This is a genomic window from Enterobacter sp. fkY84-1, from assembly GCF_052974705.1.
In genome coordinates, this window is sequence record NZ_CP169393.1 from 1,520,303 (window position 1) to 1,539,104 (window position 18,802).

General features: G+C 54.5%; 13 protein-coding genes. 10 read left to right on the forward strand and 3 right to left on the reverse strand.

Annotated features, from left to right (window positions below; genetic code table 11):
- The first annotated feature begins 360 nt into the window (after positions 1 to 360).
- From lrp to ACEPLT_RS07180, 10 genes are all read left to right on the forward strand, one after another.
- Positions 361 to 855 (forward strand): leucine-responsive transcriptional regulator Lrp, encoded by a 495-nt coding sequence (gene lrp, locus ACEPLT_RS07135; RefSeq protein ID WP_000228469.1) that lies wholly within the window; start codon positions 361 to 363, stop codon positions 853 to 855.
- Positions 856 to 990: 135 nt separating this feature from the next.
- Entirely contained in the window at positions 991 to 4,665 is a 3,675-nt protein-coding gene (locus ACEPLT_RS07140) for a DNA translocase FtsK 4TM domain-containing protein (protein ID WP_232928310.1), read from the forward strand.
- Between the two features lie 128 nt (positions 4,666 to 4,793).
- Entirely contained in the window at positions 4,794 to 5,408 is a 615-nt protein-coding gene (gene lolA / locus ACEPLT_RS07145; RefSeq protein WP_021240884.1) for an outer membrane lipoprotein chaperone LolA, read from the forward strand.
- 9 nt (positions 5,409 to 5,417) lie between these two features.
- Positions 5,418 to 6,761: a replication-associated recombination protein RarA gene (gene rarA / locus ACEPLT_RS07150; RefSeq protein ID WP_008499984.1), complete on the forward strand. Its 1,344-nt coding sequence runs from the start codon at positions 5,418 to 5,420 to the stop codon at positions 6,759 to 6,761.
- A 92-nt stretch (positions 6,762 to 6,853) separates the two neighbouring features.
- Positions 6,854 to 8,146, forward strand: coding sequence for a serine--tRNA ligase (gene serS / locus ACEPLT_RS07155; protein WP_008499983.1), 1,293 nt, complete (start codon positions 6,854 to 6,856; stop codon positions 8,144 to 8,146).
- 211 nt (positions 8,147 to 8,357) lie between these two features.
- Positions 8,358 to 10,802, forward strand: a complete 2,445-nt coding sequence (dmsA, locus tag ACEPLT_RS07160) for a dimethylsulfoxide reductase subunit A (protein ID WP_046092255.1) — start codon at positions 8,358 to 8,360, stop codon at positions 10,800 to 10,802.
- Between the two features lie 10 nt (positions 10,803 to 10,812).
- Positions 10,813 to 11,430: a DMSO/selenate family reductase complex B subunit gene (locus ACEPLT_RS07165; protein WP_021240882.1), complete on the forward strand. Its 618-nt coding sequence runs from the start codon at positions 10,813 to 10,815 to the stop codon at positions 11,428 to 11,430.
- A gap of 1 nt (position 11,431) precedes the next feature.
- Entirely contained in the window at positions 11,432 to 12,295 is an 864-nt protein-coding gene (locus tag ACEPLT_RS07170) for a dimethyl sulfoxide reductase anchor subunit family protein (protein WP_063453234.1), read from the forward strand.
- Positions 12,296 to 12,570: 275 nt separating this feature from the next.
- Positions 12,571 to 13,719: an MFS transporter gene (locus tag ACEPLT_RS07175; RefSeq protein WP_008499979.1), complete on the forward strand. Its 1,149-nt coding sequence runs from the start codon at positions 12,571 to 12,573 to the stop codon at positions 13,717 to 13,719.
- 123 nt (positions 13,720 to 13,842) lie between these two features.
- Complete coding sequence (locus ACEPLT_RS07180; RefSeq protein WP_023292887.1) at positions 13,843 to 14,373, forward strand: anti-virulence regulator CigR family protein; 531 nt, start codon at positions 13,843 to 13,845, stop codon at positions 14,371 to 14,373.
- Between the two features lie 35 nt (positions 14,374 to 14,408).
- Here the strand turns inward: ACEPLT_RS07180 and pflA are convergent, their stop codons facing one another.
- From pflA to focA, 3 genes are all read right to left on the reverse strand, one after another.
- The gene (gene pflA / locus ACEPLT_RS07185; RefSeq protein WP_008499976.1) at positions 14,409 to 15,149 is read right to left on the reverse strand and encodes a pyruvate formate lyase 1-activating protein; all 741 of its coding nucleotides are present in this window, start codon (positions 15,147 to 15,149) and stop codon (positions 14,409 to 14,411) included.
- Between the two features lie 203 nt (positions 15,150 to 15,352).
- Positions 15,353 to 17,635, reverse strand: a complete 2,283-nt coding sequence (gene pflB, locus ACEPLT_RS07190) for a formate C-acetyltransferase (RefSeq protein ID WP_008499975.1) — start codon at positions 17,633 to 17,635, stop codon at positions 15,353 to 15,355.
- Between the two features lie 51 nt (positions 17,636 to 17,686).
- On the reverse strand, positions 17,687 to 18,544 hold the full coding sequence (gene focA / locus ACEPLT_RS07195) for a formate transporter FocA (RefSeq protein WP_008499974.1): 858 nt from the start codon (positions 18,542 to 18,544) through the stop codon (positions 17,687 to 17,689).
- Positions 18,545 to 18,802 lie beyond the last annotated feature (258 nt).

Here is an 18,802-nt window from a genome sequence, read left to right on the forward strand (position 1 = left end):
CCTGTCGTAATGAATATCCGGCATGTTGTACTAAAAAACGATGTTTTGCTTTGACAATCCCCTGCGCTTTTGCGAAAACATTCAAGGAAGAAAAAAAACCGCGTTAACCGTATGCCGCATAGGCATGCACGTAAATGCCATTTTTACCGGGTCAGTGAAATCTACGCATGGCGTGGACAGACGCCATACGTGATGTCGGTGACAGCCTTCAGGCAACGGTCTTCTTACCAACAGAACCCGAATCCGCATCGCGTCTAATACAAAACCAGGCGATGTGATGACTAACGGGTACAGGCTCTGAACAGTGATGTGCACAGGGTCCAGGCAGGAGTAGGGAAGGAATACAGAGAGACAATAATAATGGTAGATAGCAAGAAGCGCCCTGGCAAAGATCTCGACCGTATCGATCGTAACATTCTGAATGAATTGCAAAAGGATGGGCGTATTTCCAACGTCGAGCTTTCAAAACGTGTGGGACTTTCCCCGACGCCGTGCCTTGAGCGTGTGCGCCGACTGGAAAGACAGGGTTTTATTCAGGGCTATACGGCTCTGCTGAACCCGCATTATCTGGATGCCTCACTTCTGGTATTTGTTGAGATTACTCTGAATCGTGGTGCGCCGGATGTGTTTGAGCAATTTAACGCCGCTGTACAAAAACTTGAAGAAATTCAAGAGTGTCATCTGGTGTCCGGTGATTTCGACTACCTGTTGAAAACCCGTGTGCCTGATATGTCCGCCTACCGTAAGCTGCTGGGGGAAACCCTGTTGCGTCTGCCGGGCGTGAACGACACCCGTACTTATGTGGTAATGGAAGAGGTCAAACAGAGCAATCGTCTGGTTATTAAGACGCGCTAACACGGAACAGGTGCAAAATCAGCGTAGTTTGATTACACTCCTGTTAATCCATACAGCAACAGTGCCGGGGAGTCCCGGCGCTGTTGTCCGTTTTAGCAAACAGGCAGGATATGCCTGATACCTGGAGAGCCTTTCTTGAGCCAGGAATACACTGAAGACAAAGAAGTCACACTATCGAAGCTAAGCAGCGGACGTCGTCTCCTCGAGGCTTTGCTGATTGTTATTGCCCTTTTTGCCGTCTGGCTGATGGCAGCCTTACTCAGTTTCAACCCCTCTGATCCCAGCTGGTCACAAACTGCATGGCATGAGCCTATCCATAATTTAGGCGGTGTCCCCGGTGCCTGGCTTGCGGACACGCTGTTTTTCATTTTCGGTGTGATGGCCTACACCCTTCCCGTCATTATCATTGGCGGATGCTGGTTTGCGTGGCGTCATCGTCAGAACGATGATTACATCGACTATTTCGCCGTCTCGCTGCGCCTGATTGGCGCGCTGGCGCTGATTCTCACTTCCTGCGGGCTGGCAGCGATCAATGCGGATGATATCTGGTACTTCGCCTCTGGCGGGGTAATCGGCAGCTTATTAAGTTCCGCGCTTCAGCCGATGCTGCACAGCAGCGGCGGCACGCTGGCACTGCTGTGCATCTGGGCCGCCGGGCTGACGCTGTTTACCGGCTGGTCCTGGGTGAGCATTGCCGAGAAAATTGGCAGCTTTATCCTCACCATTCTGACCTTCGCCAGTAACCGTACCCGTCGTGACGATACGTGGGTGGATGAAGACGAATACGAAGATGAAGAGGAAGACGACGCGCCTGTGCAGCGTCGCGAGTCTCGTCGTGCCCGAATTCTGCGCGGTGCGCTGGCGCGTCGCCAGCGTGTTGCTGAGAAATTTGCCAACCCGCTGGGCCGTAAAACCGATGCGGCGCTCTTCTCCGGTAAACGCATGGATGAAGACGAGCAGGTTGAGTACCGTGCAGCAGGGACCGCCGTCGATCCTGATGATGTGCTTTTTTCCGGTAGCCGTGCCACGCCGGGTGACTTCGACGAATACGATCCACTGTTGAACGGCCACTCGGTTACCGAGCCGGTTGCGGCTGCCGCCGCCGCGACGACCGCTGCGCAGGCGTATGCCGCGCCTGTCGACGCCGTGATGCCATCCGCGCCGGTCCCGCCGCCGGAATCCGTTATTCAGCAACCTCAGGTTGAGTGGCAAACTGCGCCGGGTGTTCATACGCCGGAGCCCGTTATTGCGCCTGAACCTGAAAGCTACATCCCCGTGCAGCAGGAACAGTGGCAGCAGCCTTATCAGCCGCCGCAGCCTGAGTATGCACCGCAGCAATATCAGCAGCCAGTGTCCCAGCCTTATCAGGAGTACGTGCCTGAACCTGTTGAACCTGTGCAGCCTTACGTTGCACCGCAGCCTGAACCTGAGCCTGAAATCGTGGAAGAGGTGAAGCCTGCGCGTCCACCGCTGTACTATTTCGAAGAAGTCGAAGAGCGCCGTGCGCGTGAACGCGAACAGCTGGCCGCCTGGTATCAGCCTGTGCCTGAACCGGTGCAGGAGCCGGTGACGAAGGCGCCTTCTGTTTCTGTTCCGCCGGTCGACCCGACGCCTGCTGTAGCACCCGTAGCGGAAGGCGTTAAGCAGGCTACTGCGGCCGCAGCAGCGGCGGCACCGGTCTTTAGCCTGGCAACAGGGGGCGCACCGCGTCCTCAGGTGAAAGAGGGGATTGGTCCGCAACTGCCTCGTCCTAACCGCGTCCGCGTGCCAACCCGCCGTGAGCTTGCTTCTTATGGCATCAAGCTGCCTTCCCAGCGCATGGCTGAAGAAAAAGCGCGCGAGTCTGAGTACGACGATGATGCTGATGAAATGCAGCAGGACGAGCTGGCCCGCCAGTTCGCTGCGCAGCAGAATCAGCGCTACGGTCAAGACTATCAGCACGACGAACCTGCGCTGGAAGACGAAGATGATGCGGCAGAAGCCGAATTAGCGCGCCAGTTTGCGGCAACGCAGCAGCAGCGTTACTCCGGTGAACAGCCGGCAGGGGCAAATCCATTCTCGCTGTCGGACTTTGAATTCTCGCCGATGAAAGATCTGGTGGATGATGGCCCAAGCGAGCCTTTATTTACCCCGAGCGTGATGCCGGAAGCTGAGCCTGTGCGCCAGCCGTCACCATCGACTTACGCACAGCAACCTGTTCAACAGCCGTATGTGCAACCACAGCAGCCGCAGCAACAGCAGTTCCAGCAGCCTGCGCCACAGCCGCAGGAGAGCCTGATTCACCCGCTGCTGATGCGTAACGGTGACAGCCGTCCGCTGCAGCGTCCAAGCACGCCGCTGCCGTCGCTGGATCTGCTGACGCCGCCGCCAGCTGAAGTCGAGCCGGTTGATACGTTTGCGCTGGAGCAGATGGCCCGTCTGGTTGAAGCCCGTCTGGCTGACTTCCGTATCAAGGCGGACGTGGTGAACTACTCGCCGGGTCCTGTGATCACCCGTTTTGAACTGAACCTGGCGCCGGGCGTAAAAGCCGCGCGTATTTCCAACCTGTCCCGCGACCTGGCGCGTTCGCTGTCAACCGTTGCGGTGCGCGTGGTGGAAGTGATACCGGGCAAACCGTACGTTGGTCTTGAGCTGCCGAACAAGAAACGTCAGACCGTCTACCTGCGTGAAGTGCTGGATAACACCAAGTTCCGTGATAACCCATCCCCACTGACCGTGGTGCTGGGTAAAGATATCGCTGGCGATCCGGTGGTGGCAGACCTCGCAAAAATGCCTCACCTGCTGGTCGCGGGTACCACCGGTTCCGGTAAGTCCGTCGGTGTGAACGCCATGATCCTCAGCATGCTCTATAAAGCGCAGCCGGAAGATGTGCGTTTCATCATGATCGACCCGAAAATGCTCGAACTGTCGGTCTATGAAGGTATTCCACATCTGCTGACTGAAGTGGTCACCGACATGAAAGACGCCGCCAACGCCCTGCGCTGGAGCGTGAATGAGATGGAACGCCGCTACAAGCTGATGTCTGCGCTCGGCGTGCGTAACCTGGCCGGCTATAACGAGAAAATCGCCGAAGCGGCGCGCATGGGCCGTCCGATTCCGGATCCGTACTGGAAGCCGGGTGACAGCATGGATGCCCAGCATCCGGTGCTGGAAAAACTGCCTTATATCGTGGTGCTGGTCGACGAATTCGCTGACCTGATGATGACCGTCGGTAAGAAAGTGGAAGAGCTGATTGCCCGTCTGGCGCAGAAAGCGCGTGCGGCCGGTATTCACCTTGTGCTGGCGACCCAGCGTCCTTCCGTGGACGTTATTACCGGTCTGATTAAAGCGAACATTCCGACGCGTATCGCCTTTACCGTATCCAGTAAAATTGACTCCCGTACCATTCTTGACCAGGGCGGTGCAGAGTCGCTGCTGGGAATGGGTGACATGCTCTATTCCGGGCCGAACTCCACCTCTCCGGTGCGTGTTCACGGCGCGTTCGTGCGCGACCAGGAAGTGCACGCGGTCGTGCAGGACTGGAAAGCGCGCGGTCGTCCGCAATACGTTGATGGCATCACCAGCGATACGGAAAGCGAAGGCGGCGGCGGTGGCTTTGACGGCGGTGAAGAGCTGGATCCGTTATTCGATCAGGCGGTAAATTTCGTTACCGAAAAACGTAAAGCGTCTATCTCTGGCGTACAGCGTCAGTTCCGCATCGGCTATAACCGCGCTGCGCGCATCATCGAGCAGATGGAAGCGCAGGGCATTGTGAGCGAGCAGGGGCATAACGGTAACCGCGAGGTGCTGGCTCCGCCACCGTTTGATTAACCTTCTGCGATTGCAAAGAAGGGTAAATCAGCCAAAATTAAGCATTTTCTTCTGTCGCCTGCCTCCGGGCAGGTCCAGAATAGAAGTCGGAAACCCCATATCGGGAAGACGTATTTTAAGGAATAACAATGAAAAAAATCGCCATCGCCTGTGCATTACTCACCAGTTTTGTCGCCAGCAGCGTCTGGGCTGATGCAGCCAGCGACCTTAAAAGCCGACTGGATAAAGTAAGCAGCTTCCACGCCAGCTTCACGCAGAAAGTGACGGACGGCAGCGGCAACGCGGTGCAGGAAGGTCAGGGGGACTTGTGGGTAAAACGGCCAAATCTGTTTAACTGGCACATGACCCAGCCGGATGAGAGCATCCTGGTGTCTGACGGTAAAACCTTATGGTTCTACAACCCGTTCGTTGAGCAGGCTACTGCGACCTGGCTGAAAGATGCCACCAGCAATACGCCATTTATGCTGATTGCCCGTAACCAGGCCAGCGACTGGCAGCAGTACAATATTAAACAGACAGGTGACGAGTTTGTCCTGACGCCGAAAGGCAGCAACGGCAACCTGAAGCAGTTCACCATTAATGTCAGCACCAACGGTACCATTAATCAGTTCGGCGCGGTTGAGCAGGACGATCAGCGCAGCAGCTATCAGCTCAAATCTCAGCAGAACGGCGCCGTTGATGCATCGAAGTTCACCTTTACCCCGCCGAAGGGCGTAACGGTGGACGACCAACGCAATAAGTAAGAGGCGTGAGTGGGCAATCTGTCGCTCGATTTTTCAGATAACGCGTTTCAACCTCTGGCCGCACGTATGCGGCCAGAAAATTTAGCGCAGTACATCGGTCAGCAGCACCTGCTGGCTGCCGGGAAGCCCTTGCCGCGCGCCATTGAGGCGGGGCATTTGCACTCCATGATCCTCTGGGGCCCCCCAGGCACCGGCAAGACTACGCTTGCAGAAGTGATTGCCCGTTATGCCAACGCGGACGTTGAGCGTATCTCAGCGGTGACGTCCGGCGTGAAGGAGATCCGTGAGGCTATCGAGCGTGCGCGTCAGAACCGCAACGCCGGACGCCGCACCATTCTTTTTGTCGACGAAGTCCATCGCTTCAACAAGAGCCAGCAGGATGCCTTCCTGCCGCATATTGAAGACGGCACGATCTTCTTCATTGGGGCGACCACCGAAAACCCGTCGTTTGAGCTGAACTCGGCGCTGCTTTCCCGTGCGCGCGTTTATCTGCTCAAATCGCTGACGACCGAGGATATCGAAAAGGTTCTCACTCAGGCGATGGACGACAAATCGCGCGGCTACGGCGGACAGGATATCGTTCTGCCTGACGAGACGCGTCGTGCGATTGCCGAGCTGGTTAACGGCGATGCGCGTCGGGCGCTGAACACGCTGGAAATGATGGCCGACATGGCCGAGGTCGACGATGCCGGCAAGCGGGTGCTAAAACCGGAACTGCTCACCGAAATTGCCGGGGAACGCAGCGCGCGTTTCGATAATAAAGGTGACCGTTTTTACGATTTGATTTCGGCGCTGCATAAGTCCGTGCGCGGCAGCGCGCCGGATGCGGCGCTGTACTGGTACGCGCGTATTATCACTGCGGGCGGCGATCCACTATACGTCGCGCGCCGCTGTCTGGCGATTGCCTCAGAAGATGTCGGCAATGCCGACCCGCGTGCCATGCAAGTCGCGCTGTCGGCCTGGGACTGTTTCACACGGGTTGGACCTGCGGAGGGCGAGCGTGCCATTGCGCAGGCGATTGTTTATCTGGCCTGTGCGCCGAAAAGCAATGCCGTCTATACCGCGTTTAAGGCCGCGATGTCTGACGCACGCGAACGCCCGGACTACGATGTACCGGTTCATCTGCGTAATGCGCCGACCAAACTGATGAAAGAGATGGGGTATGGGCAGGAATACCGCTACGCTCATGATGAACCCAATGCCTACGCTGCCGGGGAGGAATATTTCCCGCAGGAGATGGCACAAACGCGCTATTATCACCCCACAAACAGAGGTCTTGAAGGCAAGATTGGTGAAAAGCTCACCTGGCTCGCCGGACAGGATCAAAATAGCCCTATAAAACGCTACCGTTAGTTCAATCGTTGCGGTAATGTTGGCAATTGTATCCTTGTGGCCGCAGGCTGTGGTCACATTTCCTATTTTAATTCGATAAGCACAGGATAAGCATGCTCGATCCCAATCTGCTGCGTAATGAGCCAGACGCAGTCGCTGAAAAACTGGCACGCCGGGGCTTTAAGCTGGATGTAGATAAGCTGCGCGCTCTTGAAGAGCGTCGTAAAGTACTGCAGGTACAAACTGAAAATCTGCAGGCAGAGCGTAACTCTCGATCGAAATCCATCGGCCAGGCGAAAGCGCGCGGGGAAGATATTGAGCCATTACGCCTGGAAGTGAACAAGCTGGGTGAAGAACTGGATCAAGCGAAAGCTGAACTGGATGTTCTTCAGGCCGAAATTCGTGATATTGCCCTGGCTATCCCGAATATTCCTGACGACAGCGTGCCTGTCGGCAAAGATGAAAACGACAACGTTGAAGTGAAACGCTGGGGTACGCCTCGTGAGTTTGACTTTGAAGTGCGCGATCACGTGACGCTGGGCGAAATGCACGCGGGCCTGGATTTTGCGGCAGCGGTTAAGCTGACCGGCTCTCGCTTCGTGGTGATGAAAGGCCAGATTGCCCATCTGCACCGCGCGCTGGCGCAGTTCATGCTGGATCTGCACACCGAGCAGCATGGCTACAGCGAAACCTATGTGCCGTATCTGGTCAACCACGATACGCTGTACGGTACGGGCCAGCTGCCGAAATTTGCCGGCGACCTGTTCCATACCCGTCCGCTGGACGAGGAAGCAGACAGCAGCAACTACGCGCTGATCCCAACCGCGGAAGTGCCGCTGACTAACCTCGTGCGTGATGAGATCATCGACGAAGACGACCTGCCAATCAAACTGACGGCGCACTCTCCGTGCTTCCGTTCTGAAGCAGGCTCTTACGGGCGCGACACGCGCGGTCTGATCCGTATGCACCAGTTCGACAAAGTTGAGATGGTGCAGATCGTCCGTCCTGAAGAATCCATGGACGCGCTGGAAGAGATGACCGGCCACGCGGAGAAAGTGCTGGAGCTGCTGGGTCTGCCATACCGTCGTATGGCGCTGTGCACCGGTGATATGGGCTTTGGTGCCTGCAAAACCTTCGATCTGGAAGTGTGGGTACCTGCGCAGAACACCTACCGTGAAATCTCCTCCTGCTCTAACGTCTGGGATTTCCAGGCGCGCCGCATGCAGGCACGCTGCCGCAGCAAATCTGATAAGAAAACCCGTCTGGTGCATACCCTGAACGGTTCTGGCCTGGCTGTGGGCCGTACCCTGGTTGCCGTGCTGGAAAACTATCAGCAGGCAGACGGTCGTATCGAGATCCCTGAAGTGCTGCGTCCATACATGAAAGGCCAGCAGTACATCGGCTAATAATTTGTCTTAAAACAAAAAAGCGCCTCAGGGCGCTTTTTTTATGCCTTTGGTTTGATGCGACGCAATAACCTCTCCCTCTAAAGTAGTAATACTCCTTCGAATGAAAGTCAGCATAAAAAGCTGATAACGATAATATTCGTTATATATAAAACTACATAGCGGTTTGCGCCGCCTCTCTTTTCTTTGTGAGCAACCAAAGTGAGTCTCTATGAAAATCAACGCGCCTGAAGCATTAATGGCTGCCGAGGTCACTCGCCGTGGGTTGATGAAAACCACGGCAATAGGCGGCCTGGCTGTAGCCAGTAGTGCCTTCACGCTCCCTTTTACCCGACTGGCTTCGGCGGCAGATGCTCTGTCTCCGGCCACTTCGCCGGAAAAAGTGGTGTGGAGTGCCTGTACCGTTAACTGCGGTAGCCGTTGTCCGCTGCGTATGCATGTGGTGGATGGCGAAATTAAATATGTCGAAACCGACAATACCGGGGACGATAACTACGAAGGGTTACATCAGGTTCGTGCGTGTTTGCGTGGTCGCTCCATGCGTCGCCGCGTCTATAATCCGGACCGCCTGAAATATCCGATGAAGCGTGTCGGTAAGCGTGGGGAAGGGAAGTTCGAGCGGATTAGCTGGGATGAAGCCTACGACATCATCGCCACCAATATGCAGCGCCTTATTAAAGAGTACGGCAACGAATCCATCTACCTGAACTACGGTACCGGGACGCTCGGCGGCACGCTGACCCGTTCCTGGCCGCCGGGGAAAACGCTGGTGGCGCGCCTGATGAACTGCTGCGGCGGTTATCTCAATCACTATGGCGACTACTCCTCGGCGCAGATCGCAGCTGGCCTGAACTACACCTACGGCGGCTGGGCGGACGGCAACAGCCCGTCAGATATCGAAAACAGCAAGCTGGTCGTGCTGTTCGGTAACAACCCGGGTGAAACCCGCATGAGCGGTGGTGGAGTAACCTACTACCTCGAACAGGCGCGCGCCAAATCCAATGCCCGCATGATCATCATCGATCCGCGCTATACCGACACCGGTGCCGGACGTGAAGACGAGTGGATCCCAATACGTCCGGGTACCGATGCGGCCCTGGTCTCAGCGCTGGCGTGGGTGATGATCACCGAGAACCTCGTCGATCAGCCTTTCCTGGATAAATACTGCGTCGGCTATGACGAGAAAACCCTGCCAGCCAGCGCACCGGCAAACGGACATTACAAAGCTTACATTCTCGGTCAGGGTAGCGACGGCGTGGCAAAAACGCCGGAGTGGGCGTCCACCATCACCGGCATCCCGGCAGAGCGTATCGTTCAGCTGGCGCGTGAGATTGGCTCAGCCAAACCAGCCTACATTAGCCAGGGCTGGGGCCCGCAGCGTCATGCGAACGGTGAAATTGCGACCCGTGCCATTTCCATGCTCTCCATTCTGACCGGCAACGTCGGTATTCACGGCGGTAACACCGGCGCGCGTGAAGGCTCATATGAAGTGCCGTTTGAACGTATGCCAACGCTGGATAACCCGGTTCAGACCAGCATTTCCATGTTTATGTGGACCGATGCGATTGAACGTGGCCCGGAAATGACCGCCCTGCGCGACGGCGTTCGCGGTAAGGACAAGCTGGACGTGCCGATCAAGATGATCTGGAACTATGCCGGTAACTGTCTCATCAACCAGCACTCTGAAATCAACCGCACCCATGAAATCCTGCAGGACGACAAGAAGTGCGAGATGATTGTGGTGATCGACTGCCACATGACCTCCTCGGCAAAATATGCCGATATCCTGCTGCCGGACTGCACCGCCTCTGAGCAGATGGATTTCGCGCTGGACGCCTCCTGCGGCAACATGTCCTACGTGATCTTTACCGACCAGGCGATTAAACCGCGCTTCGAGTGCAAAACCATTTATGAAATGACCTCTGAGCTGGCGAAACGTCTAGGCGTTGAGCAGCAGTTCACCGAGGGGCGTACTCAGGAAGGGTGGATGCGCCATCTGCATGAACTCTCCCGTAAGGCGATTCCTGACCTCCCTGACTTTGATACCTTCCGCAAGCAGGGGATGTACAAACAGCGCGATCCGGAAGGACACCACGTGGCGTACAAAGCATTCCGTGAAGATCCGCAGGCGAACCCGCTGACCACGCCGTCGGGCAAAATCGAAATCTATTCTGAAGAGCTGGCAAAAATCGCCTCCACCTGGGAGCTGCCGGAAGGGGATGTTATCGATCCGCTGCCGATCTACACGCCGGGCTTTGAAAACTATAACGATCCGCTGACGGCGAAATTCCCGCTGCAATTGACCGGTTTCCACTACAAAGCGCGTGTTCACTCCACCTACGGTAACGTCGACGTGCTGAAAGCCGCCTGCCGCCAGGAGATGTGGATCAACCCGATGGACGCGAAAGCGCGCGGCATCAGCAATGGCGATCGCGTGCGCATCTTCAACGGTCGAGGCGAGGTGCATATTGAAGCCAAAGTCACCCCGCGCATGATGCCCGGCGTGGTGGCGTTAGGGGAAGGGGCCTGGTACAGCCCGGATGCCAACCGCATCGACCAGGCAGGCAGTATTAACGTACTGACCACACAGCGTCCGTCGCCGCTGGCGAAGGGTAACCCATCCCACACTAACCTTGTCCAGGTTGAAAAGGTTTAAGGAGTAACCGATGACAACTCAGTATGGATTTTTTATTGATTCCAGCCGTTGTACCGGGTGCAAAACCTGCGAGCTGGCCTGCAAAGATTACAAAGACCTGACGCCGGACGTGAGCTTCCGTCGCATCTACGAATACGCCGGGGGCGACTGGCAGGAAGATAACGGCGTCTGGCATCAGAATGTCTTTGCGTATTACCTGTCAATTGCCTGTAACCACTGTGAAGATCCCGCTTGTACAAAAGTCTGCCCGAGCGGGGCGATGCACAAGCGCGAAGACGGTTTTGTGGTGGTGGATGAAGATGTCTGCATTGGCTGTCGTTACTGCCATATGGCCTGTCCGTACGGCGCGCCGCAGTACAACGCCGCTAAAGGCCACATGACCAAATGCGACGGCTGCCACACCCGCGTAGCGGATGGCAAAAAGCCGATTTGCGTCGAGTCCTGTCCGCTGCGCGCGCTGGACTTCGGCCCGATTGAAGAGCTGCGTCAAAAACACGGTCAGCTTGCCGCCGTGGCACCGCTGCCGTCTGCGCACTTCACGAAGCCGAGTATTGTGATTAAACCTAACGCCAACAGCCGTCCTACAGGTGACACCACCGGCTACCTGGCAAATCCGAAGGAGGTGTGAGATGGGAAGTGGATGGCATGAATGGCCGCTGATGATCTTCACGGTCTTTGGTCAGTGCGTAGCGGGCGGCTTCATTGTGCTCGCGCTGGCGTTATTGAAAGGTCGTCTCAATGCTGAACAGCAGCAGCGTTTAGTGTTGAGCATGTTTGGCCTGTGGGTGCTAATGGGGATCGGCTTTATCGCCTCAACGCTGCACCTGGGTTCGCCGATGCGCGCGTTTAACTCTCTGAACCGCGTGGGGGCCTCATCACTGAGTAACGAGATTGCCAGTGGCGCTATTTTCTTTGCCGTCGGTGGGCTGGGCTGGCTGCTGGCCGCTATGAAGAAGTTGCCTGCGGGTCTGCGCAGCCTGTGGCTGATTGTGACCATGGTGCTGGGCGTGGTGTTCGTGTGGATGATGATACGTGTCTATAACACCATCGATACCGTCCCCACCTGGTACAGCGTCTGGACGCCAATGAGCTTCTTCCTGACGATGTTTATCGGCGGGCCGCTGCTGGGCTACCTGCTGCTGCGCGTGGCGGGTGTCGACGGATGGGCAATGCGTCTGCTGCCCGCTGTTTCGCTGCTGGCGCTGGTAGTGAGTGCGATAGTCGCCCTGATGCAGGGTTCTGAACTGGCAACCCTTCACAGCTCTATTCAGCAGGCCTCTGCCCTGGTGCCGGACTACGGTGCGCTGATGGCCTGGCGTATCGTTCTGCTGGTCGCCGCGCTGGTATTCTGGATTGCCCCTCAGCTCAAAGGTTATCAGCCGGCACTGCCGCTGCTGTCACTGGCTTTTGTGCTGGTACTGGCGGGTGAACTGATTGGTCGCGGCGTGTTCTACGGGTTGCATATGACCGTTGGTATGGCTGTCGCCAGTTAACGTTTCATTTGGTTATATCAAGCCGGGCCAGAGTGCCCGGCTTTTTCTTTTTTCGATAATGAAATTTTTCGACTGTCGTTTTGTTTTAATTTTCCCCATTAATAAATGAAAACAGAGACATAATTAATATCTATAGCAGGCGTGGCATTAGCAGGATAAGTTTTTTAAATCGACAGGGAACATATTGTGCGAGGCGGCTAAATCAGTGGATTGACTTTGTTTTTGCCAGTGGCATGATGCGCACGAAATCTGAACTTCCTCGCGGTTTTTAATCCATGACCACCTATACCCGGCCAGTGCTGCTGTTGCTCTGTGGCCTGCTTTTGTTGACCCTGGCGATCGCAGTGTTAAATACGCTCGTCCCGCTGTGGCTCGCCCATGAAAACTTACCGACCTGGCAGGTGGGTATGGTCAGCTCGTCCTTTTTTACCGGCAACCTTCTTGGAACGCTGGTGACCGGGAGCCTGATTAAGCGCTTTGGCTTTAACCGCAGCTATTATCTGGCCTCGCTGATTTTCGCCGCCGGATGTGCGGGGCTGGGCCTGATGGTCGGCTTCTGGAGCTGGATGGCATGGCGCTTTATCGCCGGTGTTGGCTGCGCGATGATTTGGGTGGTCGTTGAAAGTGCGCTGATGTGCAGCGGCACCTCCCGCAACCGCGGACGCCTGCTGGCTGCCTACATGATGGTTTACTATGTCGGCACCGTGCTGGGACAACTGATGGTGAGCAAGCTGCCAACCGACCTGATGAGCGTTCTGCCGTGGGTAACGGGCATGGTGCTGGCCGCAATCCTGCCGCTGCTCTTTACCCGCATTGTGAACCAGAACAGTGAACACCAGGAAGCAACCCATGTCTGGCCCATGCTGAGGCTGCGTCAGGCGCGTCTGGGCGTTAACGGCTGCATTATCTCGGGGATTGTACTGGGCTCGCTCTATGGCCTGATGCCGCTTTATCTGAACCATCAGGGCGTCAGCGACTCCGGAATTGGCTTCTGGATGGCGGTGATGGTGAGTGCGGGTATTGTTGGACAATGGCCAATAGGCCGTCTGGCTGATCGCTTTGGCCGTCTGCTGGTGCTGCGCGTTCAGGTCTTCGTGGTGATCATGGGATGCCTCGCCATGCTCAGCAATGCCGCGATGGCACCTGCGCTGTTTATTCTTGGAGCGGCAGGTTTCACGCTTTATCCGGTCGCGATGGCGTGGGCCTGTGAGAAAGTTGAACATCACCAGCTCGTGGCAATGAACCAGGCGCTGTTACTGAGCTATACCATCGGCAGTTTATTAGGGCCGACGTTTACCGCGATGCTGATGCAAAATTATTCCGACAATTTACTGTTTATCATGATCGCCAGCGTGTCGTTTATTTATCTCTTAATGCTTCTGCGTAAAGCGGGCGAACATCCAACGCCTGTGGCACACGCCTGATTAAATAAAAGCCTGTCATCGACAGGCTTTTTTGTCCCTGTCACATATAAGACTTTTACGTATTGTTTGTTTTTCCCGCCTGGCGATAATTCAAATGAGTTCTACCACTAAAAGGCAACAATCATGTCTATACGTCGTTTTTCCACTACCGCACTTGCCGTAGTGTTGTCTTTAACGTTTGCAACGGCTCCGGTCATGGCTAATCCTGGCAACGGGAACGGCGGTGGTCACGGAAACGGTGGCGGACAAGGTAATGGCGGCAATCATGGTAACGGGAATTCTGGTAACTCCGGTAACCATGGTAATAAGCAAAATAGCGGACAGGATAACCCTGGAAAATCGGATAAGAACTTCAAAAACAGCAAAGATGTCGGTAATGACGTTGATGCTCGCGTGAGCTTCGATCATGTCCGTCATCTGGCCGTGAATTACGGCTTAACGGGCTATAAGTCACTGCCCCCGGGGATCGCAAAAAACCTGGCGCGCGGTAAACCACTGCCTCCGGGTATTGCGAAGAAGGCCGTTCCGGCCTCAATGCTGGACCAGCTTCCTTCCTATCCCGGCTACGAATGGCGCGTAGTGGGTGACGACCTGGTCTTAATTGCGCTGAGTACTGCGATTGTGACTTCCGTTATTAACGGCGTCTTTAAATAGAATAAAAAAGGCCCGGTTCTCACCGGGCCTTTTCTTTAATACATCACTTTGTGACCGTACTGTTCAAGAATACCTTTGACGCGTTCCATCGTCTCTTTTTTCGGCGGCTTCACGCCATCAAGCTTGTACTCTTCACCCATGGCCACCCATTTATGTTTACCCAGCTCGTGATAGGGCAGAAGCTCGATTTTCTCGACGTTGCCCATGTCGCGGGTAAATTCTCCCAGGCGGTGTGCGGAGTCGTCGTCATCTGACCAGCCAGGAACAACCACGTAGCGGATCCAGGTTTTGATGCCCTTGTCGGCAATGTATTTGGCAAACTCCAGCGTGCGGTGGTTGGAGACGCCCACCAGATTCTGGTGGATCTCATCATTCATCTGTTTGAGATCGAGCATTACCAGATCGGTCACTTCGAGCAGTTCATCAATCACCGGATCGTAGCGACGTACAAAGCCGTTGGTGTCGAGGCAGGTATGAATGCCTTCTTTATGGCAGGCGCGGAACCAGTCGCGGACAAACTCAGCCTGAAGAATGGCTTCACCGCCGGACGCGGTCACACCGCCGCCGGAGGCGTTCATAAAGTGGCGATAGGTCACCACCTCTTTCATCAGATCGTCGACGGTGACTTCTTTACCGCCGTGTGTATCCCAGGTGTCGCGGTTATGGCAGTACAGGCAGCGCATCAGGCAGCCCTGGAAAAAGGTGATAAAGCGGATACCCGGGCCATCGACGGTGCCACAGGATTCAAAGGAGTGAATACGACCAATAGTTGACATTGCGGTGATATCTCCATCATCGGCCCGTCCGGGGCCTGTGTATGCACAGCTCAAAGCCGGCTGTGTTAAGTCTGTTTTGGCTGTTATCCATTCAGTATAGATAGCGGACAAAAGAGACTGAGGTGGAGAGGGTGCTAAAAAGGCCCCACTGACGTGGAGCCTTTATTGTACGCTTGTTAACGCGTGATTTCAGTCAATTCCACTTACATGGACTGAGTGAAAGTACGGGTGATAACGTCCTGCTGCTGTTCTTTCGTCAGGGAGTTAAAACGTACTGCGTAGCCAGATACACGGATGGTCAGCTGAGGATATTTCTCAGGATGTTCCATCGCGTCGAGCAGCATTTCACGGTTCATGACGTTCACGTTCAGGTGCTGACCACCTTCGATGGACGCTTCGTGGTGGAAGTAACCATCCATCAGACCCGCGAGGTTAGTTTTACGCACTTCGTCGTCTTTACCCAGCGCATTTGGCACGATAGAGAAGGTGTAAGAGATACCATCTTTCGCGTAAGCAAACGGCAGTTTCGCGACAGAAGTCAGAGAGGCAACCGCACCTTTCTGGTCACGACCGTGCATTGGGTTTGCACCTGGGCCGAATGGCGCGCCAGCACGACGACCGTCTGGGGTGTTACCGGTTTTCTTACCATACACAACGTTAGAGGTGATGGTCAGAACAGACTGAGTCGGGATAGCGTTACGGTAGGTAGTCAGTTTCTGAATTTTCTTCATGAAACGTTCTACCAGGTCAACCGCCATGTCATCAACGCGAGAATCGTTGTTACCAAACTGCGGATATTCGCCTTCGATTTCGAAGTCGATAGCCAGACCGTCTTCGTCACGAATTGGTTTAACTTTCGCATATTTGATTGCAGACAGGGAGTCAGCAGCAACGGACAGACCTGCGATACCACACGCCATGGTGCGGATAACGTCACGGTCGTGCAGCGCCATCAGAGAGGCTTCGTAGCTGTACTTGTCGTGCATGTAGTGGATAACGTTCAGCGCAGTGACGTACTGTTTCGCCAGCCAGTCCATGAAGTGGTCCATGCGTTCCATGACTTCGTCATAGTTCAGCACATCGCCTTTGATCGGCTCAGACTTAGGACCAACCTGCATTTTCAGTTTTTCATCAACGCCGCCGTTGATTGCGTACAGCATGGTTTTCGCCAGGTTTGCACGCGCACCGAAGAACTGCATTTGCTTACCAACAACCATTGGGCTTACGCAGCAAGCGATAGCGTAATCGTCGTTGTTGAAGTCCGGACGCATCAGGTCATCGTTCTCGTACTGCAGAGAAGAGGTGTCGATGGACACTTTAGCGGCGAATTTCTTGAAGTTCAGAGGCAGTTTTTCAGACCACAGAACGGTGATGTTCGGCTCCGGAGAAGGACCCATGGTGTACAGGGTGTTCAGGAAGCGGAAGCTGTTTTTGGTCACCAGAGTACGGCCGTCAACGCCCATACCGCCGATGGATTCAGTTGCCCAGATTGGGTCACCGGAGAACAGCTCATCGTATTCAGGGGTACGCAGGAAGCGAACCATACGCAGTTTCATGACCAGGTGGTCAATCATTTCCTGAGCGTCTTGCTCGGTGATTTTGCCTGCTTTCAGGTCACGTTCGATATAGGCATCCAGGAAGGTGGATACGCGACCAAAGGACATTGCTGCGCCGTTCTGAGATTTAACTGCGGCCAGGTAGCCGAAGTAGGTCCACTGGATAGCTTCCTGAGCGTTGGTAGCAGGACCAGAGATATCGCAGCCGTATTTAGCAGCCATCTCTTTGATCTGACCCAGCGCGCGGTGCTGTTCAGCGATCTCTTCACGCAGACGGATAGTCGCTTCCAGGTTTACGCCGTTTTCCAGATCGGACTGCAGGGAAACAAACTGCGCGTACTTGTCTTTCATCAGGAAGTCGATACCGTACAGCGCAACGCGACGGTAGTCACCGATGATACGGCCACGGCCATATGCATCTGGCAGACCAGTCAGAACGCCAGATTTACGGCAGTTCAGAATGTCTTTGGTGTAAACATCGAATACGCCCTGGTTGTGGGTTTTGCGGTATTCGGTGAAGATTTTTTTCAGCATTGGGTCCAGCTCGCGGTTATACGCTTTGCAGGAACCTTCAACCATTTTAATACCACCGAACGGGATGATTGCGCGTTTCAGTGGTGCTTCAGTCTGCAGACCAACGATTTTCTCAAGGGCTTTGTTGATATAGCCAGCATCGTGAGAAGTGATGGTGGAAGCAACGGAGGTGTCAAAATCAACTGGCGCGTGAGTGCGGTTTTCCAGTTTAACGCCTTCCATTACGCTGTCCCACAGCTTGGTGGTCGCGTCAGTTGCGCCAGCCAGGAAGGATTCGTCACCTTCATACGGGGTATAGTTTTTCTGAATGAAGTCACGTACGTTTACTTCATTCTGCCAGTCACCTTTCGCAAAACCTTCCCAGGCTGTGGCTAACTTTTCATTAAGCTCGGACATGTAACACCTACCTTCTTAAGTGGATTTTTTATTTACTGCCTGAGAAAACCATCAATGATGATCGTCGCCACGCAGGTAAATGACCCAGTATGTCAACCCAACTAACAGACCCCCACCGATAATGTTCCCGATAGTGACAGGGATCAGGTTATCAGTAATGAAATTCATAATAGTCAGGTGAGAGAAACTTTCCGGGGATGAACCAACTGCGGTCCAGAACTCCGGGCTCGCAAAGTCGCGGATAACAATGCCCATTGGGATCATGAACATATTCGCGATACTGTGCTCAAAGCCGCTGGCAACGAACATCGCAACCGGCAGAACCATAATTAAGGCTTTGTCCATCAGGCTACGACCCGAGTAGCTCATCCATACAGCCAGGCAGACCATCAGGTTCGCGAGGATGCCGAGAGCAACGGCTTCGATAAATGTGTGGTGCATTTTGTGGTCGGCAGTTTGCAGGACGTTAAGGCCCCAACCACCGTTGGCGGTCATGTACTCGCCAGAAAGCCACATCAACAAAACAAAGAGCAGACAGCCAACCAGGTTACCCACGTAAACATTAAGCCAGTTACGTGCCAGCTGACCCCAGGTAATTCTTCCGCTCGCCTTTGCCACGACAATCAGCACCGTTGAGGTGAAGAGGTCGGCGCCGCAAATAACGCAAAGAATCAGACCCAGTGAGAAACAAATGCCGCCAATCAGTTTGGCCATGCCGAAAGGCATTCCGGCAGTACCGGTAGTGGCGGTGATGTAGAAGACGAAAGCGATAGAGATGAACACACCAGCCGTGATCGCCAGATAGAACGTCTTCATCGGGTGTTTCGTTGCTTTATAGACACCTGCTTCTTCGGCAACTTTGGCCATCGCAGCAGGGAGTAAAAGATCAAAAGGGTTGTCAGCTTTCACACTAACTCTCTCTTTATTAAGTCGGCGACGAGATACTAACAAAGCATTATAGAAGAGAAATTGATATAGATCATATCTCGCCTGGCTTATAGGCCCGCAATGTGTATGGATTTACAGCAAATGCGGAGTAAGTATTTGATTATCCGTATAAAAATAAATTTTAAAAGTTATGAAAAGAGTTGAATTTTTTCGTTCGGCCACCTCTTTATCAGTTAATTAATATGGAGTATTAACCATAAAAAGTAACAGTAAAGCCCA

Bases quoted from the DNA above. Each gene is read 5' to 3' on its own strand.
- lolA (WP_021240884.1), top strand. From the start codon at position 4,794: ATGAAAAAAATCGCCATCGCCTGTGCATTACTCACCAGTTTTGTCGCC.
- ACEPLT_RS07175 (WP_008499979.1), top strand. From the start codon at position 12,571: ATGACCACCTATACCCGGCCAGTGCTGCTGTTGCTCTGTGGCCTGCTT.
- ACEPLT_RS07165 (WP_021240882.1), top strand. From the start codon at position 10,813: ATGACAACTCAGTATGGATTTTTTATTGATTCCAGCCGTTGTACCGGG.
- serS (WP_008499983.1), top strand. From the start codon at position 6,854: ATGCTCGATCCCAATCTGCTGCGTAATGAGCCAGACGCAGTCGCTGAA.
- lrp (WP_000228469.1), top strand. From the start codon at position 361: ATGGTAGATAGCAAGAAGCGCCCTGGCAAAGATCTCGACCGTATCGAT.
- dmsA (WP_046092255.1), top strand. From the start codon at position 8,358: ATGAAAATCAACGCGCCTGAAGCATTAATGGCTGCCGAGGTCACTCGC.
- pflA (WP_008499976.1), bottom strand. From the start codon at position 15,149: ATGTCAACTATTGGTCGTATTCACTCCTTTGAATCCTGTGGCACCGTC.
- ACEPLT_RS07170 (WP_063453234.1), top strand. From the start codon at position 11,432: ATGGGAAGTGGATGGCATGAATGGCCGCTGATGATCTTCACGGTCTTT.
- pflB (WP_008499975.1), bottom strand. From the start codon at position 17,635: ATGTCCGAGCTTAATGAAAAGTTAGCCACAGCCTGGGAAGGTTTTGCG.
- ACEPLT_RS07180 (WP_023292887.1), top strand. From the start codon at position 13,843: ATGTCTATACGTCGTTTTTCCACTACCGCACTTGCCGTAGTGTTGTCT.